At 57.7% G+C, this 23,633-nt stretch carries 24 protein-coding genes and 1 riboswitch; of the genes, 12 read left to right on the top strand and 12 right to left on the bottom strand.

The annotated features are described in order from the left end of the window. Window positions 1–8 precede the first annotated feature (8 nt). From ACIQWS_RS01860 to ACIQWS_RS01840, 5 genes are all read left to right on the top strand, one after another. Complete coding sequence (locus tag ACIQWS_RS01860) at window positions 9–1,112, top strand: microcin C ABC transporter permease YejB (protein WP_223612000.1); 1,104 nt, start codon at window positions 9–11, stop codon at window positions 1,110–1,112. Further along, window positions 1,112–2,257, top strand: a complete 1,146-nt coding sequence (locus ACIQWS_RS01855; protein WP_403169669.1) for an ABC transporter permease — start codon at window positions 1,112–1,114, stop codon at window positions 2,255–2,257. Before ACIQWS_RS01860 ends, ACIQWS_RS01855 begins: the two co-directional genes overlap by 1 nt. Then, on the top strand, window positions 2,254–3,885 hold the full coding sequence (locus ACIQWS_RS01850) for an ABC transporter ATP-binding protein (RefSeq protein ID WP_346306255.1): 1,632 nt from the start codon (window positions 2,254–2,256) through the stop codon (window positions 3,883–3,885). Before ACIQWS_RS01855 ends, ACIQWS_RS01850 begins: the two co-directional genes overlap by 4 nt. Beyond that, window positions 3,882–4,838, top strand: coding sequence for a glyoxylate/hydroxypyruvate reductase A (locus ACIQWS_RS01845; RefSeq protein WP_346306256.1), 957 nt, complete (start codon window positions 3,882–3,884; stop codon window positions 4,836–4,838). Before ACIQWS_RS01850 ends, ACIQWS_RS01845 begins: the two co-directional genes overlap by 4 nt. A gap of 48 nt (window positions 4,839–4,886) precedes the next feature. Then, a riboswitch (FMN riboswitch) is annotated at window positions 4,887–5,049 on the top strand. 81 nt (window positions 5,050–5,130) lie between these two features. Next, window positions 5,131–5,622, top strand: a complete 492-nt coding sequence (locus ACIQWS_RS01840; RefSeq protein ID WP_346306257.1) for a 6,7-dimethyl-8-ribityllumazine synthase — start codon at window positions 5,131–5,133, stop codon at window positions 5,620–5,622. A gap of 60 nt (window positions 5,623–5,682) precedes the next feature. On the opposite strand, the gene ACIQWS_RS01835 is transcribed toward ACIQWS_RS01840, so the two are convergent. The 3 genes from ACIQWS_RS01835 to ACIQWS_RS01825 form a co-directional block, all read right to left on the bottom strand. Next, window positions 5,683–6,549 (bottom strand): NlpC/P60 family protein, encoded by an 867-nt coding sequence (locus tag ACIQWS_RS01835; RefSeq protein WP_346306266.1) that lies wholly within the window; start codon window positions 6,547–6,549, stop codon window positions 5,683–5,685. After that, window positions 6,537–6,887, bottom strand: coding sequence for a MarR family transcriptional regulator (locus ACIQWS_RS01830; protein ID WP_105736645.1), 351 nt, complete (start codon window positions 6,885–6,887; stop codon window positions 6,537–6,539). The genes ACIQWS_RS01835 and ACIQWS_RS01830 overlap by 13 nt, the downstream gene beginning before the upstream one ends. A gap of 115 nt (window positions 6,888–7,002) precedes the next feature. Further along, a complete protein-coding gene (locus ACIQWS_RS01825) occupies window positions 7,003–8,376 on the bottom strand; it encodes a leucyl aminopeptidase family protein (RefSeq protein WP_346306258.1) in 1,374 nt (457 codons plus the stop codon). A 216-nt stretch (window positions 8,377–8,592) separates the two neighbouring features. Between ACIQWS_RS01825 and ACIQWS_RS01820 the strand changes: the two genes are divergently transcribed. Then, complete coding sequence (locus tag ACIQWS_RS01820) at window positions 8,593–9,351, top strand: tetratricopeptide repeat protein (protein ID WP_403169664.1); 759 nt, start codon at window positions 8,593–8,595, stop codon at window positions 9,349–9,351. A 76-nt stretch (window positions 9,352–9,427) separates the two neighbouring features. Here the strand turns inward: ACIQWS_RS01820 and ACIQWS_RS01815 are convergent, their stop codons facing one another. From ACIQWS_RS01815 to ACIQWS_RS01775, 9 genes are all read right to left on the bottom strand, one after another. After that, complete coding sequence (locus ACIQWS_RS01815) at window positions 9,428–10,456, bottom strand: type II secretion system F family protein (protein WP_346306259.1); 1,029 nt, start codon at window positions 10,454–10,456, stop codon at window positions 9,428–9,430. A gap of 14 nt (window positions 10,457–10,470) precedes the next feature. Beyond that, window positions 10,471–11,484 carry a type II secretion system F family protein gene (locus tag ACIQWS_RS01810; RefSeq protein WP_223612011.1) on the bottom strand — a complete coding sequence of 338 codons (1,014 nt, stop codon included), beginning with the start codon at window positions 11,482–11,484 and terminating at the stop codon, window positions 10,471–10,473. 27 nt (window positions 11,485–11,511) lie between these two features. Beyond that, the gene (locus ACIQWS_RS01805; protein WP_403169660.1) at window positions 11,512–12,990 is read right to left on the bottom strand and encodes a CpaF family protein; all 1,479 of its coding nucleotides are present in this window, start codon (window positions 12,988–12,990) and stop codon (window positions 11,512–11,514) included. Between the two features lie 18 nt (window positions 12,991–13,008). Beyond that, a complete protein-coding gene (locus ACIQWS_RS01800) occupies window positions 13,009–14,292 on the bottom strand; it encodes a CpaE family protein (RefSeq protein ID WP_403169658.1) in 1,284 nt (427 codons plus the stop codon). 40 nt (window positions 14,293–14,332) lie between these two features. Next, window positions 14,333–14,986 carry a CpaD family pilus assembly lipoprotein gene (locus ACIQWS_RS01795; protein WP_346306261.1) on the bottom strand — a complete coding sequence of 218 codons (654 nt, stop codon included), beginning with the start codon at window positions 14,984–14,986 and terminating at the stop codon, window positions 14,333–14,335. Window positions 14,987–15,027: 41 nt separating this feature from the next. After that, window positions 15,028–16,563 carry a type II and III secretion system protein family protein gene (locus tag ACIQWS_RS01790; RefSeq protein WP_403169654.1) on the bottom strand — a complete coding sequence of 512 codons (1,536 nt, stop codon included), beginning with the start codon at window positions 16,561–16,563 and terminating at the stop codon, window positions 15,028–15,030. A 25-nt stretch (window positions 16,564–16,588) separates the two neighbouring features. Continuing rightward, a complete protein-coding gene (gene cpaB / locus ACIQWS_RS01785; protein ID WP_403169652.1) occupies window positions 16,589–17,389 on the bottom strand; it encodes a Flp pilus assembly protein CpaB in 801 nt (266 codons plus the stop codon). Between the two features lie 186 nt (window positions 17,390–17,575). Beyond that, a complete protein-coding gene (locus ACIQWS_RS01780) occupies window positions 17,576–18,100 on the bottom strand; it encodes a prepilin peptidase (RefSeq protein WP_403169649.1) in 525 nt (174 codons plus the stop codon). A gap of 66 nt (window positions 18,101–18,166) precedes the next feature. Further along, complete coding sequence (locus ACIQWS_RS01775) at window positions 18,167–18,376, bottom strand: Flp family type IVb pilin (RefSeq protein ID WP_346306219.1); 210 nt, start codon at window positions 18,374–18,376, stop codon at window positions 18,167–18,169. Between the two features lie 320 nt (window positions 18,377–18,696). Here ACIQWS_RS01775 and ACIQWS_RS01770 point away from each other — a divergent pair, with 320 nt between their 5' ends. The 6 genes from ACIQWS_RS01770 (at window position 18,697) to ACIQWS_RS01745 (ending at window position 23,511) form a co-directional block, all read left to right on the top strand. Further along, window positions 18,697–19,095 carry a pilus assembly protein N-terminal domain-containing protein gene (locus tag ACIQWS_RS01770; protein ID WP_223612024.1) on the top strand — a complete coding sequence of 133 codons (399 nt, stop codon included), beginning with the start codon at window positions 18,697–18,699 and terminating at the stop codon, window positions 19,093–19,095. Between the two features lie 138 nt (window positions 19,096–19,233). Further along, complete coding sequence (locus ACIQWS_RS01765; protein WP_403169646.1) at window positions 19,234–19,833, top strand: TadE/TadG family type IV pilus assembly protein; 600 nt, start codon at window positions 19,234–19,236, stop codon at window positions 19,831–19,833. Between the two features lie 50 nt (window positions 19,834–19,883). Continuing rightward, window positions 19,884–20,504 carry a TadE/TadG family type IV pilus assembly protein gene (locus tag ACIQWS_RS01760; RefSeq protein ID WP_403169643.1) on the top strand — a complete coding sequence of 207 codons (621 nt, stop codon included), beginning with the start codon at window positions 19,884–19,886 and terminating at the stop codon, window positions 20,502–20,504. Window positions 20,505–20,602: 98 nt separating this feature from the next. Continuing rightward, window positions 20,603–21,838 (top strand): phosphopentomutase, encoded by a 1,236-nt coding sequence (locus ACIQWS_RS01755; RefSeq protein WP_403169640.1) that lies wholly within the window; start codon window positions 20,603–20,605, stop codon window positions 21,836–21,838. Next, window positions 21,831–22,724 carry a bifunctional DNA-formamidopyrimidine glycosylase/DNA-(apurinic or apyrimidinic site) lyase gene (gene mutM, locus ACIQWS_RS01750; protein ID WP_403169637.1) on the top strand — a complete coding sequence of 298 codons (894 nt, stop codon included), beginning with the start codon at window positions 21,831–21,833 and terminating at the stop codon, window positions 22,722–22,724. Before ACIQWS_RS01755 ends, mutM begins: the two co-directional genes overlap by 8 nt. Before the next feature lie 13 nt (window positions 22,725–22,737). Then, window positions 22,738–23,511 carry an enoyl-CoA hydratase gene (locus tag ACIQWS_RS01745; RefSeq protein ID WP_346306224.1) on the top strand — a complete coding sequence of 258 codons (774 nt, stop codon included), beginning with the start codon at window positions 22,738–22,740 and terminating at the stop codon, window positions 23,509–23,511. Window positions 23,512–23,633: the final 122 nt, after the last annotated feature.

Here is a 23,633-nt window from a genome sequence, read left to right as displayed (position 1 = left end):
CCGTCTTAATGGGAGCCTATATTCTACGGCGTTTGCTTCTGATGATACCGACGCTGTTCGGAGTCCTGCTTGTCTGCTTCGTGATTGTACAGTTCGTCCCCGGCGGCCCGGTCCAGCGCATTATCGGCCAGCTCACCGGACAGGGCGGCAACGCGCTTGACCGCATCGGTGGCGGCGGTGCTGATTTTGGTCAGAGCCATGAATCGCTTGGCCTTGGTACGGCCAACTCGAAATATCGCGGCGCTCAAGGCCTCGATCCCGCTTTCATAGCCAGCCTCGAAAAGCAGTTCGGCCTCGACAAGCCGCCGCTCGAGCGGTTCCGTATCCTGGTATGGAACTATTTGCGCTTCGATTTCGGCAACAGCTATTTCCGCGATATCAGCGTCGTGCAGCTCATCAAGGAGAAACTGCCGGTCTCGATATCGCTGGGCCTGTGGATGACACTGATATCCTATGCCATTTCCATTCCGCTCGGCATTCGCAAGGCCATCAAGGACGGTTCCGCCTTCGACGTGTGGACCAGTGCCGTTGTCGTGGTTGGCTATGCGATACCGGGATTCCTCTTCGGCATCATGCTGATCGTGTTTTTTGCCGGCGGCTCGTTCTTCGACTGGTTCCCGCTGCGCGGTTTAACGTCCAACAATTTCGCCGAGCTCTCGTTCTTCGGCAAGATCGTCGATTATGCTTGGCACATTGCCCTGCCGTTGACGGCCATGCTGTTGTCGGCCTTCGCCACGACAACCCTTCTGACCAAGAATTCGTTCCTCGATGAAATCCGCAAGCAATATGTCACCACGGCGCGAGCCAAGGGCCTGACCGAGCGCAAGATTCTCTATGGACATGTGTTCCGCAATGCCATGCTCATCGTCATTGCCGGTTTTCCCAGCGCCTTCATTTCGATCTTCTTCACCGGTCAGCTGCTGATCGAGGCGATTTTCTCGCTGGATGGACTGGGGTTGCTTGGCTATGAATCGATCATCAATCGCGACTATCCGGTGGTGATAGCCACGGTCTATATTTTCGCCCTTGTCGGCGTCGTCGTCAGTCTCCTGTCCGATCTTCTCTATACATGGATCGACCCGCGCATCGACTTCGAGCGGAGGGACGTCTGATGACCGATACAAGCATTGGCACCCAGCCCTCACCCGTTGCCGTTCGGCGCCCGCGGCTGTCGCCGCTCAATGCGCGGCGCTGGCAGAACTTCAAGGCCAACCGCCGCGGCTGGTGGGCCCTGTGGCTGTTCCTGTTCCTGTTCATTGGCTCGCTGTTCGGCGAGTTCATTGCCAATGACCGGCCAATCCTTGTTTCCTACAAGGGTGAGATTCTCTTTCCCGTTCTCGTCGATTATCCGGAGGAGAAGTTTAACGGCTTCTATGCGGTGACCGACTATCGCGATCCGGTGATCCAGGACGAGATCAATGCCAATGGCTGGGCCATCTGGCCGCCGATCCGCTATTCCTACCGCACCGTCAACAACGAGCTTCCCGATACGGCGCCATCAAAACCCTTCTGGCTCTATTCGGCAGAGCAGCGTTGCGCCCGCTATCCGCAGGGTGTGAACGACGCCAACTGCACGTTCGGCAACATGAACATTCTGGGCACGGATGATCAGGCGCGCGACGTGTTTGCCCGGGCGCTCTATGGTTTCCGCATTTCCGTGCTGTTCGGACTGATCCTGACGGCAGCGTCTGCCGTTATCGGGGTGACGGCCGGCGCCATGCAGGGCTATTTCGGCGGCTGGCTCGATCTTCTGGCGCAGCGCTTCATCGAAATCTGGTCTTCGGTACCCACGCTCTACCTTCTCCTGATCATGGCTTCGATCCTGCCGCCCGGCTTCTGGATCCTGCTGTGCATCATGCTGCTGTTCTCGTGGGTGCATTTTGTCGGCATCGTCCGCGCTGAATTCCTGCGGGCCCGCAATTTCGAATATGTGAATGCCGCGCGTGCACTTGGCGTGCGTGACCGGACAATCATGTTCCGTCACCTTCTGCCCAACGCCATGGTGACCACGCTCACCTTCCTGCCCTTCATCCTCAACGGATCGATCACGACGCTCACCTCGCTCGATTTTCTCGGTTTCGGGCTGCCGCCGGGCTCTGCCTCGCTCGGCGAACTCCTGGCCCAGGGCAAGAACAACCTGCAGGCACCATGGCTTGGCCTGACCGGTTTCGTCGTCATCTCGCTGATGCTGTCGCTGCTGATCTTCGTCGGTGAGGCAACCCGTGACGCATTCGATCCGCGCAAGGCTTTCAAATGAGTGCGTCTCCCCTCCTTTCCGTCCGTGATCTCTCGGTTGCCTTCACCCAGAACGGCCGCCAGTCGATTGCCGTCGATCATGTCTCGTTCGACATCGCTCAGGGCGAGACGGTTGCGCTTGTCGGCGAATCCGGTTCCGGGAAGTCGGTCTCGGCCCTGTCGATCCTGAAGCTTCTGCCCTACCCGCCGGCCTCGCACCCCTCCGGTCAGATCCTGTTCAATGGACAGGACCTTCTGGACAGCGACGAGAACGATCTGCGGCGTGTGCGCGGCAACGACATCACCATGATCTTCCAGGAGCCGATGACCTCGCTCAATCCGCTTCATACGATCGAGAAGCAGATTGTCGAAGTCCTTAAACTGCACCAGGGCATGGCCGACAAACCGGCGAGGCAACGCACGCTTGCGCTTCTGCACGAAGTGGGCATCCGCGAACCGGAAAAGCGCCTCGATGCCTATCCGCACCAGCTCTCCGGCGGGCAGCGTCAGCGTGTGATGATTGCCATGGCGCTCGCCAACAAGCCGAAGCTGCTGATTGCCGATGAGCCGACCACCGCGCTCGATGTGACCGTGCAGGCACAGATCCTGCAACTGCTTGCCGACCTCAAGAAGGCGCAGGGCATGTCCATGCTGTTCATCACGCATGATCTTGGCATTGTCCGCAAGATTGCTGATCGCGTCTGCGTCATGACCAAGGGTAAAATCGTCGAAACCGGCCCCACCAGGCAAATCTTCGACAATCCGCAGCATGAATATACGCGCCATCTGCTTGCCGCCGAACCCAAAGGCAATCCCCCCTCCGCCGATCTGTCCGCCGCGCCCGTCATGCGCGGCGAACAGGTGAAGGTCTGGTTCCCGATCAAGCAGGGTTTCCTGCGGCGGACTGTCGATCATGTGAAGGCAGTCGATGGCATCGATGTGACTATCCGCGCCGGACAGACGCTTGGCGTTGTCGGCGAATCCGGCTCGGGCAAGACCACGCTCGGGCTTGCGTTGTCGCGCATGATTTCTTCTCAAGGTGTCATCCGCTTCGGCGAGAAGGACATCAACCAGTTTTCCTTCAAACAGATGCGGCCGCTGCGGCGCGAGTTGCAGATCGTGTTCCAGGACCCATTCGGCTCGCTGTCGCCGCGCATGTCGATTGCCGATATCGTGGCCGAGGGCCTTGCTGTGCACGAGCCGAAACTGTCGGCGGACGAGCGGGATGCACGCGTCGTTGCCGCACTCAAGGAGGTCAACCTCGATCCGGAGAACCGCTTCCGCTATCCGCATGAATTTTCCGGCGGCCAGCGCCAGCGCATTGCCATTGCCAGGGCCATGGTGCTCAACCCGCGCTTCGTCATGCTGGACGAGCCGACCTCGGCGCTCGACATGAGCGTGCAGGCGCAGGTGGTCGACCTCTTGCGCGGATTGCAGCAAAAGCACAATCTGGCCTATCTTTTCATCAGCCACGATCTCAAGGTGGTGAAAGCGCTGGCCAATGACGTGCTTGTCATGCGCAATGGCAAAGCGGTTGAATATGGCCCGTCGGAGGAGATCTTCGCCAATCCGAAGAGCGATTATACAAAAGCACTGATGGCAGCGGCCTTCAGGATAGAAACGGCGGAACAGGGAGCAGTAAGCGAATGACCGGGACAAGCGACACGATTTTTCTGGCTGTAACGGGATGGGACCCGGAGGTCTGGCTATCGGAGTTTGCCATGAACGCCCCGCAGCGCAAACTTGTCCTGAACACCGATACGGACAAGGAAAAGGTTCGCTACGCACTGGTGTGGAAACAGCGCCCCGGTTCCCTCGCGGACCTGCCGAACCTCGAAGTCATTTTCTCATTGGGCGCCGGTGTGGATCACGTCTTCCATGATGACAGGATTCCCGATGTGCCCATCGTGCGCATCGTATCCCCTGATCTGACGATGCGGATGACGGAATATGTGGTCTGGCAGGTGCTGGATCACCACCGCCTCGGCCTGCGCTACCGGCAGCAGCAGACCGGCAAGGTCTGGCATGAGGACCGGCGCCAGCCGGCGGCACATGAGGTCAATGTCGGCATACTCGGCATGGGCGTTCTCGGCCGGGATGCGGCCTTGAAGTTGCGAATGCTGGGATTCAAGGTCAGCGGCTGGAGCCGCCGTCCCCAAAGCGTCGAAGGCGTGACCAGCCATTTTGGCAGTGATGGCCTGAAGGATTTTCTGAAGGATGCGGATATCATCGTTTCGTTGCTGCCGCTGACACCGGAGACCAAAGGTATCCTGTCAATGAGCCTTTTTGCCCAGATGAAGGCGGACGGGCCGCTCGGCGCGCCGATTCTCATCAATGCCGGTCGCGGCGGGTTGCAGAACGAGGCGGATATCCTGGCCGCGCTGGAACGCGGCATGCTGTCGGCTGTCACGCTTGATGTGTTCAACAGGGAGCCCCTGCCGAAAGACAGCCCGTTATGGACGCATCCGCAGGTCATCATCACCCCGCATGCGGCCGCAAGCTCCAGCCCGTCGGCGCTGGTTCCGGAGATCGTCGCCCAGATCGAATCCTTCGAGCGCGGCGAGCCGCTTAAAAATATTGTCGACCGGAAAGCCCAGTATTAGAAAAATTTGGCTTTGACAGCCCAGAACCTTCGGATAGATTGCCCGCGCAAGTGTTCTCAGGGCGGGGTGCAATTCCCCACCGGCGGTAATCACTGGGTGTCGAAAGATGTCAGGTGCGAGCCCGCGAGCGCTTTCCGGTTTGCCGGAAAGGTCAGCAGATTTCGGTGCAATTCCGAAGCCGACGGTATAGTCCGGATGAAAGAGAACAACTGAAAGCAAGGGCTGCCTTTCCGGCAGTCCCTGACCGTTTTTGGTTGTGCCCTGATTCACGTCAACTCTTGAGGAGACCGACATGGATCAGTTTCAGAATAACAATACCCCACATTTCGCCCCGCGCATCGCCTTCATCCAGGCGCGATGGCATTCGGAAATCGTCGATCAATGCCGTATCGGCTTTGAAGGCGAACTCAAAAGTCAGGGTGTCACTGCCGGACGGTTTGACGTCTATGATGTGCCGGGATCGTTCGACATTCCCCTGCTGGCCAAGAAGCTCGCCGAAACCGGCCAGTACGACGCGATTGTCGCAACCGGTCTCGTCGTCGATGGCGGCATTTACCGGCACGATTTCGTCGCCGGAACTGTGGTGAGTGCGCTTCTCACCGCCCAGATGGAGACCGGCGTTCCCATGCTGTCAGCCGTGCTGACACCGCATCATTTCCAGGAAACCGCCCAGCATATCGACTTCTTCACCAGGCATTTCCTGGTCAAAGGACAGGAAGCGGCGCGCGCCTGCCTGCAGATCATCCGCACATTCCAGCACGTGGCTGAACTATCGGCGGCTTGAATCCAGACAAGCAAAGCAAATGATAACCCCTCTGTTCCATCGAACAGAGGGGTTATTTGACTAGAGCCGCCGCACCGCTGTCGGCTTGCCATAGAGATAGGCAATGCGTTCGATGGCATCGTGCAGAGGCTCAAGTGTCACACTCATCGTATGACCGCTTGCGTGCAGCAGCATGGAATGGCTGGCCATCATCGCGGCATGGCCCTTCCAGAAAACAAAATCACCGCGCTTCAGATTGTTGTAATTTGCATCCGGCTCGATCGCATCGCCGATCGTATCAGCCTGCATGTCGGAATCGCGCAAGACGGACTGACCGGTCATCAGCAGCGACAACTGGACCAGACCGGAGCAATCAATTCCGAAACCGGACACGCCGCCCCACAGATAAGGCGTGTGCATCAGGGTCTCGGCAACCGCCACGTGATCGTCGGTGACTTCATCGATCGGAACGAGATGCTTGGCAATGACGGCCTCGCCGCTTGGCAGAATGCCGTAGAGCGTTCCGCGGCGTTCCTCGCCGCCCTTTATCGTGACGAGCGATCCCATGGACAGTGCATTGGTTGGCGGGAACTTCAGGTCAGATCCCGGATAGACAAACGTGCGCGGTGCGATGACGATATGCGTCGGCTCGTCATAGCGCTTGTCCAGCGCCTTATCGACGACATAGCCGACATATCCGTCCCGCTCGTTCTGCACCCAGCACCAGCCATTGCTGTCTTCGAACACCAGGACGTCATCGCCGAACAGGAACTGTGTGGTTACACCGGCATCGCCGCGTGCTGCGCCACGCACATCAACGACCGGATCGGCAATGCGCATGGGCTTGCCTTCCACGAAGTGCTCCGCCTCTACCTGCCCACGCAGGCTTTCGTCTGCCAGATCGGGGCGGAACGCGTTCAACCGTTTGTCCAATGTCACAGGGGTAATCCTCTTGCCTTGGCGATGACGAGATCGCCGAGCTTTTCAACATAGAGCGCACCTTTTACCGTTCTCTTGACGAGAACGTTGCGCTTGTCTTTTTCATCACGATGCCGGTCCACCAATCCATAACCACCCATTGTATCTAGCGCGCGGGTAATCACCGGCTTCGTCACCTTCAGCTTGGCAGCCATACCACGAATCGTGTGCGGCGGCGGCTCCAGATAAACCGTCAGCAGCACCGCCAATTGCCGCATCGTCAGGTCATGCGCATCATCCCGTACTTCGGAGACGGCAATTTCCTTCCACAATGTCAGCGCCTGAAACGGCTTCAACTCAATCTGCATGAACGGCTTCCGAGATCATTTCGGTTCCGTATCATTTTATTCCTCGCGGTGCGAAGTGCAAGCGGTCATAATCGGTCGGCGGCTTCTCGGCCGGACACAGACTGGCAAATCCCCGTTACTTCCCAGCCGGGAAACGCGTCTTCAACACATGGTAAAGCGCCCTGATGGCCTGTGCTTCCCCGCCAACGGGAGAATGCGGCTTCTCCACCGGGTTCCAGCCATAGATATCGAAATGGCCCCAGATCCTGGTCTTCTCGACAAAACGCTTCAGGAACAGTGCCGCTGTCACCGATCCGGCAAAGCCATCGGTCGTCACATTGTTGATGTCGGCCACGCGGGATGAAAGCCTTGCTTCGTAGGGCTGCCACAACGGCATGCGCCAGACGGGATCGGCCACGGCTTCGGACGCCTTGGCCACATCGGCCGCAAAGCTCTCATCGGTCGCATAAAAGGGTGGCACATCCGGACCAAGCGCAACACGCGCTGCGCCCGTCAGTGTCGCCATGTCGATCAGGATTTCCGGCTCTTCCTCATCGGCCAATGCCAGTGCGTCGGCGAGGACGAGGCGTCCCTCCGCATCGGTGTTGCCGATCTCGACGGTGATGCCCTTGCGGCTCGTCAGAATATCGCTCGGACGGAATGCGTTGGCAGAGATGGAGTTCTCGACCGCAGGAATGAGGACGCGCAAGCGGACCGGCAGTTTCGCATCCATGATGATGCTCGCAAGGGCCAAAACGTTGGCGGCACCGCCCATGTCCTTTTTCATCAGAAGCATGCTGCTGGCGGGCTTGATATCAAGACCGCCGGTATCGAAGCAGACGCCCTTGCCCACCAGGGTTACCTTCGGAGCATCCTTCTTGCCCCATTCCAGATCGATCAGCCTCGGCTCCTCGCTACCGGCACGGCCGACGGCATGGATCATCGGAAAATTCTTCTTGAGCAGCGCATCGCCCTTGATCACGATGACAGACGCCTTGTGCTCATCGCCCACTTTGCGCACAGCGGCTTCCAGCGCCTCCGGACCCATATCATTGGTTGGTGTATTGATGAGGTCACGCGCGAGCGTCACCGCCCTCGCCTGCCGCTTCACATCGGCCTTATCAGCGCCTTCCGGCAGCATCAGCGCGACCTCCGCATCATCCTTCTTCGTGTACCGGGTGAACTTGTAACCACCGAGCAGGAAGCCGAGAGCGGCCAGATCAGGCGCGCTGACAGGGCCTGCCAGATGCCAGGCGCCTTTCGGCAAAGCCTGCGCGAGTTTGCCTGCCGCCAGAGGATTGTCATCCTTGCCGGTTCCGAGCAATGCGCCGGCGATCTGGCCGTTTTCGCCGGGAACAACCAGCAGCCGGCCGGCCTGCCCTTCGAACCCGTTTGCCCTGGCCCAGGCAAGTGCTGCCGGATCAAGTCCAAGCGCTTCCAGCCCGCCCTTCGCCACGAACCAGACAGGCTTGCTATCCGATGATTTTTGTTTGGTGATTTCGGCAGGCATGATCGTTTGCTCCTGGTGTCAATTTTCTGCTTTTGCGCCGGCAAAGGCGGCGTCATTAACGGTCCGTTAGGGTTAACAGAATATTTCTTTCACATGGGATTGGTTAACGCACCAATGGATGTGCGCTGGGATCTGACGGGGCAAACTATGACAAGCGCAGGGATTATTCAACGCAACCGCCGGCTCATTTTTTCCGTGACCGTGGCTGCCCTTGCAATGAGCATTTCTGGCTGCGCCACCACCGACAAGACAACCACCGGCTCCATTGCGCCAGCAGCATCGACAGCAAGTCCCACGGGCAATTTTGACCATATGAACGCGCAGCAGCTTGCGCAGGCCTCAACCAGCCTGGGAGCGCGGTATCAGAGCAACCCGAAAGACAAAGCCACAGCCATGAATTTTGCTGCGGTGCTGCGCATGATGGGGCGAAACGATCAGGCGCTTGCAGTCATGCGCAGCCTTGCTATCGCCTATCCGAAGGACCGCGAGGTTCTGGCCGCTTACGGCAAGGCATTGGCAAGCAGCGGTGAATTCGAAGCGGCGCTTGACGCAGTTCGCCGCGCCCAGACGCCTGAATATCCGGATTGGAAACTGCTTTCCGCTGAAGCTGCGATCCTCGACCAGCTCGGCAAAACCAGCGAAGCCCGTGACATCTACAAGCGGGCCATGGACCTCAATCCGAACGAGGCATCGCTGCTTTCCAATCTCGGGATGTCGTATGTGCTGTCAGGCGAATTGAATACAGCCGAAACCTACATGCGCAGGGCGGTCAACGCACAGGGTGCCGACAGCCGCGTCCGGCAGAATCTGGCGCTCGTGGTCGGACTTCAGGGACGGTTTCCCGAAGCGGAAACGATTGCGAAGCAGGAGCTTTCGCCGCAACAGGCGGAAGCCAACGTCAAATATCTGCGATCCATGCTCGCCCAGCAGAACTCCTGGACGATGCTGAAAGACAAGAAGAAGCCCAACAGCTGACAAAGCAGGAAAAAGGCCGCTCGGATCAGGCGGCCCTTTCGCTCGTGCTGCGGGCAGGCCTCAATCTTATTTGATCTTATTTAAGGGCCGTCCCGAAGAGCCCGCCCTGCGCCGAGACCTGGATCACAGCGGGCCCGAGAATAACGGCAAAAAGCACGGGCAGAAGAAACAGGATCATCGGAACTGTCAGTTTGGGCGGCAGGGCTGCCGCCTTCTTTTCCGCCGCGTTCAGCCGGGCTTCGCGGCTTTCGTCAGACAAGACACGCAATGCGCCACCAATGGACGTACCATAGCGCTCCGACTGCGTCAGTGCCTGAACCACGGCTTTGACTGACTCAAGTCCCGTCCGCATGGCAAGGTTTTCGTAGGCCTGCCGCCGCTCGGGCAGGAAGGACAATTCGGCGTTCGTCAGGACGAACTCTTCCGCCAGGGCGGTCGACTGGACTCCGATCTCCTCGGAGACTTTCTTGAAGGCAGCTTCGATGGACATACCGGATTCAACGCAGATCAGCATGAGATCGAGCGAGTCCGGCCACGCCATCTGGATCGAGTGTTTGCGCTTGCTGCCGGCATTGCTCACATAAAGATTGGGCGCGTAAAAGCCGGCATAACCGCCGATGAGACAGACGAGTATTCGGACCATCGTCGGGTATTGGATCAGGCCATTCATGCCGAACACCCAAAAGGCAGTCAGGCTGAGTGTCAGGAATGGTAGACCGAAGCGCGCCGCCAAGAACAGATTCAAAGCATTCTGTCCGCGAAACCCGGCCGTTCGCAGGGATGCCAGCGTTTTTTCATCGGCAAGCGCCCGTTGCAGGTCCAGCTTTTCCACGAACTGGCGAACACCCTGCCTCTGCACCATGCGCAGGCTACCCTGCGACGCGGCCTTGTGGCGGCTGATACTTTCCGTGGCAAGGCGGGTTCGATCCTTGGCGCGCAACTGGTCACGCTCCAGTGCGACGGATTTCATCCGCGTCTTCAACACGGAAGTGCGAAGCTTTGGCAGGAAAACCGTTACCACCGTTGCAAAGGCTGAGATTGCAACAAGGACGGTCCGGACCGTATCCGGATTGTCCTGCACGGCTTTGAGAAGGGAAGAGAACACCGCGCTTACTCCGCTCAGAACTTGAAGTTGATCATTTTGCGCATCACGGCGATGCCAATGGACATCCATATCCCGGCACATATTATGATCATGTTGCCCATATCGGTTGTGAACAGAACCATGATGTAGTGAGGACTGGACAAGTAGACGAGGCATGCAACCACGAAAGGCAAGGCGCCGATGATATAGGCGGACGCTTTGGCTTCCATCGACAGGGCCTGAACCTTTGCCTTCATTTTCTTCCGATCCCGCAGCACTCTGGAAAGATTGCCAAGTGCTTCCGACAAGTTACCGCCTGCCTGCGATTGAATCTGAATGACGATGCCGAAGAAGCTTGCTTCCGGACAGGGCATGTATTCCGACATCCGCATGGCCGCCTCCGGAATGCTCACCCCAACCTGTTGCATATCCACAATCCGGCGAAACTCGGTGCGAACCGGTTCATGGGCTTCCTGCGCGATCAATCGAATACCGTCATTGAGTGGCAGGCCGGATCGGATGGCGCGAACAATGACATCGATGGAATTGGGAAATTCATGCAGGAAAGCCGCCACGCGCCGCCGCCGCCTAAAATAGACGAATGCGCGCGGCAACCCCAAGGCACCGATCAGGAAAAAGCCTGGCGCCAGATAAAGCGGGGCGCCGAAGAAGGTGCGGAGCACAACCAGCAGCAACCCGACAATGCCCGAATAGATGTAGAACCGCTTTACGGTCACCTTCATGCCCGCTTGTTGCAGCAGCATTTTCAGCGGCGGAGACTTGATGTTCTTGTCACGCAGTTTCTGCCGCTGGTCGATATCGTTCAGCGTGTCCTGTACCGACTTGCGGCGCCTTGTTGCTTCAACCTGCTTGTCCCTGGCTGTTGATTTGCTCAAACCGTCGATCGCGGCAAGCTTGACCGATTTCAGCCGTTCATCTGACTTTTTCTGCTGTTCAATGTTGTCGAAAACGAAGAAATAGGCGAGCGCCGCAACCGCAGTCGTTGCGAGCAACACGAAGGTGAGCTGTTCAAGATCAAGCCCGAACATGATGGGTCTCCCGCCGTGCGGTGTGCATCATGACTGCAATTCCATTGTATCGATGGCTTTGGCGAGCCTGTGCTCCTCATTGTAGTAACGGGCACGGTCCCAGAATTTCGGCCGGCTTATGCCGGTCGAGACATGTTTTCCAATGAGCCGGCCATTCGCATCTTCGCCCTCGATATCGTAAAGCATGAGGTCCTGCGTGATGATGACATCCCCTTCCATGCCGACAACTTCGGTCACATGCGTGATGCGGCGCGAACCGTCACGCAGACGGGCAGCCTGAATGATGACATCGACAGAACCGACAATGATCTCCCGCACCGTGCGCTGAGGCAGGGCAAATCCGCCCATGGCGATCATGGATTCCATGCGGTTGAGGCATTCCCGCGGGCTGTTGGCGTGGATGGTGCCCATCGACCCGTCATGACCGGTGTTCATGGCCGACAGAAGGTCGAACACCTCCGGTCCGCGGACTTCACCGACGATGATCCGTTCAGGACGCATGCGCAGGCAATTCTTGACCAGGTCACGCATGGTGATCTCACCTTCCCCCTCCAGATTGGCAGGGCGCGTTTCAAGGCGCACCACATGCGGCTGCTGGAGCTGAAGTTCGGCCGAATCCTCGCAGGTAATAATACGCTCATCCCGGTCGATATAATTCGTCAGGCAGTTCAAAAGCGTGGTCTTGCCCGAGCCCGTGCCGCCGGAAATAACAATATTGCAGCGCACACGTCCGATAATCTGAAGCAGTTCGGCACCGGGTGGCGAGATCGCTCCCAGGCGCACCAACTGATCAAGGGTCAGTTTGTCTTTCTTGAACTTGCGGATTGTGAGAACCGGCCCATCGAGCGCAAGGGGCGGTGCAATGACATTCACGCGCGAGCCATCCGGAAGACGCGCATCGCATATGGGGCTGGATTCATCGACGCGGCGGCCAACCTGGCTGACAATGCGTTGGCAGATATTCAGCAACTGCTGGTTGTCGCGAAAGCGGACCCCCGATTCCTGGACCTTGCCAAGGACTTCAATGTAGGTTTTGCGCGCGCCGTTGACCATGATGTCGGCGATATCGTCACGGGCAAGCAAGGGCTCCAGGGGACCATAACCGAGAACATCATTGCAGATATCGTCGAGCAATTCTTCCTGCTCGGCAATCGACATCGCAAAATTCTTGATGGCGATGATATCGTTGACGATATCGCGAATTTCCTCACGCGCCACATCCGGATCGAGTTTGGACAGCTGGGAGAGATCGATCGTATCGATCAGGGCTGTAAAAACCTGCGATTTTGTATCGTAGTAGCTCTCGTTCTTTTCGCGCTGTGGTGCGACCGGCTTTGGCGGCTGCTCGACAACCGCCAAACGCTTGACCTCAGCAATATCCCGAGGGAGCTTTGCCGGTTCCGCGGCGAGCGAGGCATGATTCGTGGGCAACGCCGTCTCAAGCGCAAGCGCCCGGAACTCCTGGACCGGGCGGCCTTCCCCCGTACTTCCGCGTTTGCCGAACATGGGTCTATTCCTTCAGTCTCATTTCTTGCGCTTCAGCTTGGACAAGACCGTGGAAAGCACCGGCTTCTTCTTGGCCTTCAGCTCCAGCCGTCCCGTCAGGATGTGGGCAATCTCATTGATGTTCTGGACAATTGCATTGGAGGAATCGGTCTCGGCAAGCATCCGCCCATTGTTTGACGCGTTCCCGAACAATGCGGGCTCAAAAGGGATCACGCCGATCGGCGCAATCCCCAGCGGGCTGCAGAAATCTGCCGGTGCGATCTCCGGCCGTTTGGGAATGCCGACCTGATTGAGAATGAGGCGCGGCGGCCCGTCATTGGGGCGAAGCTGTTTCAACGTGTCCAGCAGGTTCTTTGTGTTGCGCAAATTGGCCAGTTCCGGCGATGCTACAATCACGATTTCGTCCGCACGCGCCAGGGTTGTGCGGGTCCAGCCGTTCCACGTGTGCGGAATATCCAGAATCACGTGCGGAACGGACCTTTGGGCCACATCAATCAGATGGGCAAAGGAATCCTCGCGGAAATCGAAGACGCGGTCGAGGGTCGACGGCGCTGCGAGCAGTGACAGGTTTTCGGCGCATTGCGCCAGCAGCCGGTCTAGGTAAACATCATCGATGCGTTCGGGCGAGAATACTGCTTCCGCCATGCCTTGCGGCGGGTCCTGGTCAAAATTGATGTTGGCGGTGCCGTAAGGCAGATCCATATCGGCGATGACCACCTCGTTCTTGAACAGCGAGGAGATGCACCATGCGATATTATGCGCCATCGTCGAGGCGCCGACACCGCCCTTGGCGCCGATGAATGCGATGGAGCTTCCCAGCGGCTTTGCGTCGGGATCAACAAAGAGACCGCCAATCACACCAATGATATCGGCCAGATTGACCGGCGCGACCATATATTCAGAAATGCCATTGCGGATCAGCTCGCGGTAAAGCCAAACATCGTTGTAATGTCCGATGATCACCACTTTGGTGCTGGGATCGCAAACCTCGGACAGAGAGGTCAGCTGTTCCAGCATGTCACGCGGGGCAGCCGATGATTCCAGAATGATCAGATTGGGCGTCGGCACCGTCTGAAAGAGTTCGACAGCCGTCGCTGTTCCGCCCATGTGAAGTTGTGCGTGGGTCTTCGCCATGCGGCGATCTTCGCTTGCACGCGATATCTGCTGTGCAACAGCGTCGCTTTCGCAAAATGCCTGTATCGAGATCCGGGGAATTGGCCGAAAGGCGTGCAGCCCCGTACCGGCCGGCCGGCCCTCGACATCCCCGAATTGATCGTCTGTTTCAAAGGCCAACTGGCTCATTTTAGCATTCCGCGTTTTGTCGAAAGGTCTCTTTCAGCAACTAATATTGTACTTCCTGCGTGAAGATCGGGGGCGGCGGCGTGGCATTTCTGTACGCATCGATAACTTTGCCGCGACGCTCTGCATCGATTGTCGTCGACGCCCTTGGCCCGAGAAGATCCGCCGGATTGGCTATCTGCGCCGCCAGATTGTTCTGGCTGGCACAGCCAAAGTTCGCATAATGCTTGTTATCCGCCGTTTCGAGGAGATCCTTGGGCCACTGACCGCAAGGTCCGGTCGAGGCCGTCATTGCCGAGTAGGATAGGCGGATCGGCGCAGAATCAGCCGAGTCAGCCCGATAACGCTCGCTGGAAATATTGAACGGCTTTACCCCGCTCCTGCGCAACACAGCGACGATGTCATCGCGCAGGCGGCCCGCCGCGCGCTCGTTCGGCGTACCCGACGGCAGAAGTATGTGAATGACGCCCGAACCGTTGGCGTGATAATTGGTCAGAACATTCTGAACGATACTGCGCTGGGTGATCGACAGCCTGTTGTCGGCATGACCGACCGGAATATCGGCAACCTGCTCTTTTTCAGAGATGACAATGGGATGGTTGGTCCGGTAATCGTCCGGGATGCTGCCAACGGTCGTACCGCGATCCGCGCATCCCGCAAGCAGAGCAACAGTGAGAAGCGCAAGCACCGGTTTCATCGGTTTCAATTTCCTCAGGGCTGACATGGCAGGGTCCTTGCTCATTTGTAGATGTATCCGACAACACCCTCATACCGGCCGGTGGGCGGGGTGGCCGCTTTTGTCCCATAGACCCGGTTGACTTTTCCGAGGAACATCCCGGCCGCATCGCTGGCAAGATTGAGATTGTCGTCGGGCCGGGCAAGAGCGTTACGGGCAACCGGCCGCACCAGATAGGGTGTGACGATGATCACAAGTTCGGTCTCGTTGCGCACGAATTCACGGCTGCGGAACAGCGTGCCAAGGACAGGGATTTTGGAGAGCCCGGGAAGACCGGAAATAGCCTGTCTCGCATCATCCCGCATCAAGCCGGCAATCATCATGGATCCGCCGGAGGGAAGCTCCACGGTCGTGTCGGCCAGGCGTTTACGGATGGAAATAACGTTGGTCGAAGGCCTTGTCTGACCGATACTCAGAGAAACCGACCCTTCCATGGTTGGTTCTGATACGGACGTACGCACTTTGAGACTGATACGCCCCGGAGAAAGAACCACGGGCACGAATTCAAGGCCGATGCCGTAATCGATCTTTCCGATATTGTACGTGATTTTTCCCTTGTCATCGACATCGGAGCCATTGATCATGTTATATTCGCCGCCCACGCGGAACGTGGCTTTTTCACCCGAAATCGCCGTCAGCGTCGGTTCAGCCAGTGTTTTCATCACACCGGCCAGTTCCATGGCGTTGATGTAGGAGTCGATCGTCGCACTGCCGATCGATATGGGAATGGTCGCGCCGGAACTGCTCAGCCCCTTCCCGACAAGGGAAGCCAAATTCTCCGAGCCGAACAGAATGCCGTCGGATTTCGTGGACCCGACCATGTTGACGCCCAGCTGCTTCATTACGGAACGGCTGACTTCCGCAACCGTGACCTTGAGCGTCACCTGATCTTCACCGGCAATCTGGATAAGGTTGACGATCTTGCTCTTCTGCCGCGCTTCGTTCTGGTCACCAATGATAACGCTGCTACTGCCATTGCCGCCGGCAGTGGCGGTCTGTTGATACTGGCCCGTAGTGGCTTCACCGCCGGTGACCAACAGGGTTGCCAGATCCGTGGCACGCTTGGCATCGAGCGGCGTCTGCACCGTGCCTGTCAGGATGACGTTGTCATTCAAGAGCTCGACCTTGATATCGGAATCCGGAATATACTTCTTGAGACTGCCCTCAAGCCCGGCAACATCGCGCTCGATGACCAGATCGAAACTGGCCAGCTGTTCGCCATTCGGTCCAAAAACGAAAACATTGGTCTGGCCGACCTGTTTTCCGAATAGATAGATACGGCGGGCCGTACGGGTCACGGCATCAGCCACCGTCGGATTAGCGACAAGAATGTCGTAGGCGTCGGCCGGAAGATCGACCACCAGTGACTTGTTGAGCGCAAGACTGATCCGCTTTGGCGCGCCTTGCCCCTGATTCAACTTGACCACATTGCTCTGCGCTACGGCGGCCGTCTGGATTGGCAAGGGAGCGATGCAGCAGCCGACAGCGACAAGTCCAGCTTTCCAAAACCGGTGCGCACGATTGCCAGATCTACCCATTCTGAAAATTGCTCCGAAACCCATTTTATTTGCGCCCCAATATTTCAGTGACAGTCCCGGATTTGATCAGCTTGACGTTCCCGGCCCGGCCGGGTGAATTGACGAGATATTCCGCTCCCGGACCTGTGGGCTCCTGTGCATCTTGCAAGGACCGCAGGACCAATGTCATGCGGCTCGCCATTTGCTGGGCCACGGCCAATATCTCCGCCTGCTGCGGTGTCAGCTCGAGTGTTGCCGTGGAACCGACCTTGTTTTTCTGGCCTGTTTCGTCTTCCTGGATTGTCTGGTCGATGGCGAGAACCCGGACATTGCTCAGGATTGTCTCCGTCGCGAACTGCTTCTGCTCTCCATCGATCTGCCGGATCATGATCACGTCGACATAATCATTGGGCAGGATGAAACCGCCGGCCGACGTATCCGCTGCAATCTGCGTTGCCACGGCGCGCATTCCGGATGGCAGTTGCGCGGACATGAAGCTCTGGCCCTTGCCGATCAGTTTTGCTTCCCGAATGGGTTCTCCCGGGAATATCTGCAGCCGCACGGTGGAGCCGCGCAATTCGTCCTCGGCATTGGGGCGTTCCGAGCGCTTGATGTAGCCATCGGCCAGGGCGGACACCGGCCACGGCTGCCAACGCATCTGGTTTCGCATTTCGGCACCGACGCCGAGCCCATCCGTGGCGACCAGTACATCCTGTAATTCAATCTGTGGCAGGGGAACTGTTTCCACGACAACCGGCGCATCAGGCTTCATATTCGTCGCGATATAGCCAGCCGCACCGGCGGCTGTAATCGCCACGACGAGAATAACAACGCGTGCCTTTTGCATCGATGAACCCCAATAGACTTTTGTCTAATTTACCCTGGGTTGCACCTTGACTTGGCAATCGTGTAATTATGGTTAACAGTTTACTTAAAAGGACAAAAAACGACGCTCACCGGCGTCTGTTTGTGCCGTCTCCCGCGAAGCAGCACCGTTTCAATGGCCGATCAACCCCTGGGCGACCGAAAGCCGTCAGGCATGGGCCAACCGGTCTATGACCCAGACGCACATGGGTGAGGACGGAAACATGATGAGACCGGCAGCGCCAAGGGCAACACCGTAGGGAACGCCTTCGTTCTTCTGTGCCAATCGATGCATGAAATCCAAACGACCTGAATACACAATGGCAAAGTGCGAGTTTCGATACTTGAGGATCGCCAGGGTGAGCGCGCCGCCGAGCAGCGACATCACCAGCAGATAGCCAGCCAGATCCATGTTCCACCCCATCCAGACCGCTGTCGCGGTCATGAGCTTGGCATCACCACCACCCATTGTTCCCGTCGCAAACAGCAGGAATGTGAAGGCAAGCACGACAGCCCCGGCGACAAAATGCAGTCCGTAGATATCCCAAGGCATCCCGGTCATGGGCGCCAGAACGGCGAAGGCGACAAGCAGAATAAGCGATACACGATTTTGGATCGTCATCGACAAAAGATCCGATGTCGCTGCAAAGGCCATGGCGAAGGGGAAAACGATCAGTATTGCTGCTTCAATCATTGCGCCGTTCCATCAAACCGAGGGGTAGAACCATCCCGCATGTCACAATCCCCACGTGCAAGACCCTCATTTGGTGACATTGCTCACCGTCGTGGCAAAGCCATCATAGGTTGCCTTTACAGCGGTTCCGAGCGTACCGGCGCCAGCAACGATGCCAACGGAGATGATACCGGCAATCAAAGCGTATTCTATGGCTGTCGCACCCGACCTGTTCCGGGGAAAACCGGTGAATATATTATCATCCGACTGAGCGAGGCGCTTTGCATTGAACATCATGTTTTCCCCCGCATGTCTGCAACCGCTCACGGCCGCCAACTCTGTAACGTGATGTCGTGAACAATATCGCTGGCGCATTGCTTTCAGCTTAAGAAAGACCGTTACGAAAGGGTGAAGGAGAACCGTAAAATCCCCCGTTTCGAAACGTCCTACCGCCGTGCCACCACGGGCAGAGCAGCAGTCACAATTATACTTAATGATAAGTTCACAGGTTTAAGTCTTCCTTCACCAATCATCGGCATCGTTCATTCAACGATTTTGCGAAGGGCACTCCCATGGTTCGATACAACGGCCAACGACGTTTCGGTCAGCATGCAACAATGATCGCACTTATGCTCGCTGCTGCCCTGTCCGGAAGCGTGCAAGCCCATGCTGACACGGGTATCCACGTGGTCATGAACCAGGCAACCGTGCTGAAGCTTGCGCGCCCCGCAGATACGGTTGTGGTTGGCGATCCTGAAATAGCGGATGCCGTTGTCAAGGATTCCCGAACGGTCGTCCTGACGGGGAAAGGCTTCGGCATGACCAATATCGTCATCATGGACGCCGAAGGCGGAGCAATCGTCGACGACCAGGTTCTCGTCAGCCGCAGTGTCGCCAACACTGTGCGCGTCTACCGGCGCGCCTTTGTGCAAACACTCTCCTGTTCTCCCTTTTGCGAGACATCCCAGAAGACGGCTGCGGAAAAGAAGTCAGACGCGGAAATTGGCGGGAACTGACCGGTCAGCCGTGACGCCTGCATTACAGTTGAGAAAGCGTGAATTCACTTATCACAATTTGCACGTTCCTTCACACGAGATTCTAATATCTGCCTGATAGAGCTTTGTCCGTGGCGGGGAGACGGAGAAGGTCCAGTGATGATGCAGGAAGCTTTCAGAGGTGAAGAACACGGAAACTCCGATTTGCCGGAAAGCGCGCGCTCCACAAGAAAAAGCTCACCGTTCAAACGCTTTCGCAAAGACAATCGCGGCAGTGTTGCCATAGAATTCGCCCTTATCGCCCTTCCCTTCTTTCTCCTGATCTTTGCCGTTGTCGAAGTTACCCTCAGCTTCACCGCTGAGCAGGTCATGTCGAATACGGTCGATGATATTGCGCGCCAGCTGCGCACCGGGCAATTGAGGACAACGGATGTCAGTGACGCCACAAAATTGAAAGCGCTGATTTGTCCCCGCTTGCTCATGGCCGCCACGCCCTGCCCCGATCTTGTGGTCGACTTGCAGACCTATGCGACATTCAAGACCGTCCCCACCACAGTCCCGCTCACATCGAACAATGACGTCGATGTCAGCACCTTGAAGGTCAATCCGGGCGGTGCTGGCACGATCAATCAGCTGCGGATTTTCTATCGCTGGCCCATTCTGACGGATTTGATGAAGACCCGTATCGCAAGCATAAAGAGCCAGGGGAAAACCCTGCTGTTCTCAACAGCCACCTGGCAAAATGAGCCGTACCTCTGATGCGTCGCCAACCAACCAATCACCTGTTTTCTTCCGCGAAGGCCCCCGCCATGCCGCCATTCAAAAGAATCCGTGAAAAAGTGGCCGCTTCCAAGCGCATCCTGGCTGCGTTCGGCAAAGACCGCCGAGGAGTTGCCGCACTGGAATTTGCATTGATTGCGCCGGTGATGATCATGCTTCTTCTCGGGAGCATTGAAATCACCAACGGTTTCGACGTGAACAAGAAGCTGGCGCGGGCCGGAGCGATGGTGGGCGATCTGGTGACACAGCAACAATCCATCACAAAGGAAAAGATCGCCGATATCATGGAAATCGGAACTTCCATCCTCTTGCCCTATTGGCGCGACCTGCCGACAATCACCATCACATCCATCAACGTGGACGCCAACGGCAACGCCACGGTTGCCTGGTCGCAGCGCAAACGGGACCAAACCATCTCAACGCCCTATGCCAAGGGCAGTACCATCACCATCGATCCCAACCTGAAGATTCCCACGTCAAACTTTGTGCGTGTTGAAACAAGCATTGCCTATATTCCGCTCGTTGCCTGGACAATGAAAGACACCGTCAACACATCCATAGGCACCAGCGGTCCAGGTATCGTCATGGGCAAGATGATCTATGGCCGGATCCGTCAGGGCGCGGAAGCCGTAGCCTGCACCAACTGCTGAATCGCCGGAGCCGGCCGTAACAACCGCCTGCGCACATGGCGTTTGTCATCAGCGTCAGTTTCACCTATCTGTGGATTCTGGTTCTGATGGAGTGAGGCATGTCTCGCGCTTTTCTTTTTGTGCTCGATTCTTTTGGCATAGGCGGTGCGCCGGATGCAGCAGCTTTCGGCGACGCAGGTTCAACGACATTCGGTCACATCGTGGAGGCCTGCGCCGACGGGCGCGGCGACAAGGATGGCCTGCGCTCCGGCCCGCTCACTCTCCCACATTTGAGTTCACTGGGCCTTGTTCACGCCGCCAATCTCGCTTCCGGTATCACTATCCCCGCGTCGGCTGCCGATCCTGTCGGGCTGTGGGGTGCTGCCGAGGAAGTGTCGAATGGCAAGGACACACCTTCCGGACATTGGGAAATTGCCGGTGTGCCGGTCACTTTCAATTGGGGTTACTTTCCCAGGACAATTCCGACATTTCCCGACACATTGATTGCCGAAGCTGTGCGGCGCGCCGGTCTGCCGGGCATTCTGGGCAACAAGCATGCCTCCGGCACCGAGGTCATCGAGGAATATGGCGAAGAACATATTCGCAGCGGCAAGCCGATATTCTATACATCCACGGACTCCGTTATCCAGATCGCCGCGCACGAACAGCATTTCGGGCTGAATCGTCTCTATGATCTGTGCGTGCTTGTTCGTGAACTGGTCGATCCCCTGAACATCGGCCGGGTCATTGCCCGTCCGTTTGTCGGGGAAACCACGCAAACCTTCGAGCGCACAGGCAACCGGCGCGACTATTCGGTGCCGCCGCCGGAACCCACTTTGCTCGACAGGCTGACGGAGGCAGGCCGTACTGTCATCGCGATCGGCAAGATCGGTGACATCTATGCGCACAAGGGGGTGTCCCAGGTGCGCAAGGCCAATGGCAATATGGCCTTGTTCGATGAAACGCTGATTGCCATGGACGACGCACAGGACGGCGATCTCGTCTTTACCAATTTTGTCGATTTCGACATGCTCTACGGACACCGCCGCGACGTGCCCGGCTATGCCGCCGCGCTCGAGGCCTTTGACCGGCGGCTGCCGGAGGCCATGGCGAAACTGCGGCCCGGCGATCTCCTGATCCTGACCGCCGATCATGGCTGCGACCCGACCTTCAGGGGAACGGACCACACGCGTGAACGCGTTCCGGTTCTGTGCTTCGGGCCCGACCTGCCGCATGGATCTGTCGGCATCCGCACGACATTCGCCGATATTGGCGAGACGGTCGCAGCCCATCTTGCCATTGCGCCCGGTCCACACGGAAAGAGCTTCCTGCGGGGCACTGCATCCCATGCCTGAGCTTCCCGAAGTCGAAACCGTCCGCCGCGGATTGCAGCCTTTCATGGAGGGAGCAACCATTGCGCGCGTCGAGCAGCGCAGGGCAGATTTGCGCTTTCCGTTTCCGGACCGGTTTGCCGAGCGGCTGACCGGACGCACGATCGACTCGCTCGAGCGCCGTGCGAAATACCTCATCATGCATATGGATGACGGACTGGGTCTGATCAGTCATCTCGGCATGTCCGGCTCCTATCGCATAGAACAAGACGGGGCAGATACGGCACCGGGTGTCTTCCATCATGACCGGTCAAGAAACACGACCCATGACCATGTGGTGATCCATGTGGAATCAAGAGACGGGATCAGAAGCCGGATCGTCTACAACGATCCGCGCCGTTTCGGCTTCATGCTGTTTGCCGAGCCAGGAGCGCTCAACACCCATAAATTCATACAAGACCTTGGTATCGAGCCGACAGGCAACCGGTTGGACGGCGCATTGCTGGCCAGGCTCTTCGCCGACAGGAATGCGCCGCTGAAGGCAGCCTTGCTCGACCAGAAGCTGATCGCAGGCCTCGGCAACATCTATGTCTGCGAAGCCCTGTGGCGTGCCGAATTATCGCCCCGGCGATTGGCCGGATCCATTGCCGGGAAAAGCGGTGATCCGGACCCCATGGCGGATCGGCTTGCCACCTCCATTCGTTCCGTCATCGCCGATGCCATCGCGGCAGGCGGTTCCAGCCTGAAAGACTACCGGCAGGCAGACGGAGAACTCGGTTATTTCCAGCATTCATTTTCTGTCTATGACCGTGAAGGCGAGCCTTGCCCGCGTCCTGCCTGTGATGGCACGATAGCCCGCATCGTCCAAAGCGGGCGTTCGACGTTTTTCTGCCCGATCTGCCAGCATTAGGAGGAGTATCCGGATGGCCTACGAAAACATCATTGTGGAGACGCGTGAGAAAGTTGGTTTCATCCAGCTCAATCGTCCACAGGCGCTCAATGCACTCAACTCCGCCCTGCTCGGCGAACTCAGCGCAGCGCTTGAAGCTTTCGACCGGGACAATGGTATCGGCGCCATCGTCATCACGGGCTCGGAAAAGGCCTTTGCCGCCGGTGCGGACATCAAGGAAATGCAGACACTGGATTTCGCCGATGCCTATCTCGGCGATTATTTCAGCGAGTGGGAGCGGGTCACGCGCCTGCGCAAGCCGCTGATCGCCGCTGTGGCCGGTTATGCGCTGGGCGGCGGCTGTGAGCTCGCCATGATGTGCGATTTCATCATCGCGGCCGATACCGCCAAATTCGGCCAGCCGGAGATCACCCTCGGCGTCATGCCCGGCATGGGCGGCTCACAACGGCTGACGCGCTTTGTCGGCAAGTCCAAGGCGATGGATCTGTGCCTGACCGGGCGAATGATGGATGCGGCGGAAGCGGAGCGTTGCGGCCTTGTCTCGCGTGTTGTCCCGGCCGGCGATCTGGTGGAGGAAGCGTTGAAGGCTGCCCGGAAGATCGCCTCGTTCTCGCTGCCTGTCGCGATGATGACCAAGGAAACGGTCAACAGGGCCTATGAAACGACCCTTTCAGAAGGATTGAGATTTGAACGGCGTGTATTCCATTCCATGTTCGCGCTGGAAGACCAGAAAGAGGGGATGGCTGCCTTCGCGGAAAAACGCGCCCCGAATTTCAAGAATCGCTGAGGCCGAAATATCCACCGGCCAGGCGACGATTCCAAGTTGACGCAATCGGAAACGTGATCTATAAGCCCGACAACGTTTGGTGGCCCCTCGGCCACCCTATTATTTTGTGACGGCCGCGTTGA

This window comes from Phyllobacterium sp. NPDC097923, from assembly GCF_044760925.1.
Taxonomy (GTDB): Bacteria; Pseudomonadota; Alphaproteobacteria; order Rhizobiales; family Rhizobiaceae; genus Phyllobacterium; species Phyllobacterium calauticae.
Note: the sequence above shows the minus strand (reverse complement) of the source record. Positions and strands in the feature narration are given on the sequence as shown.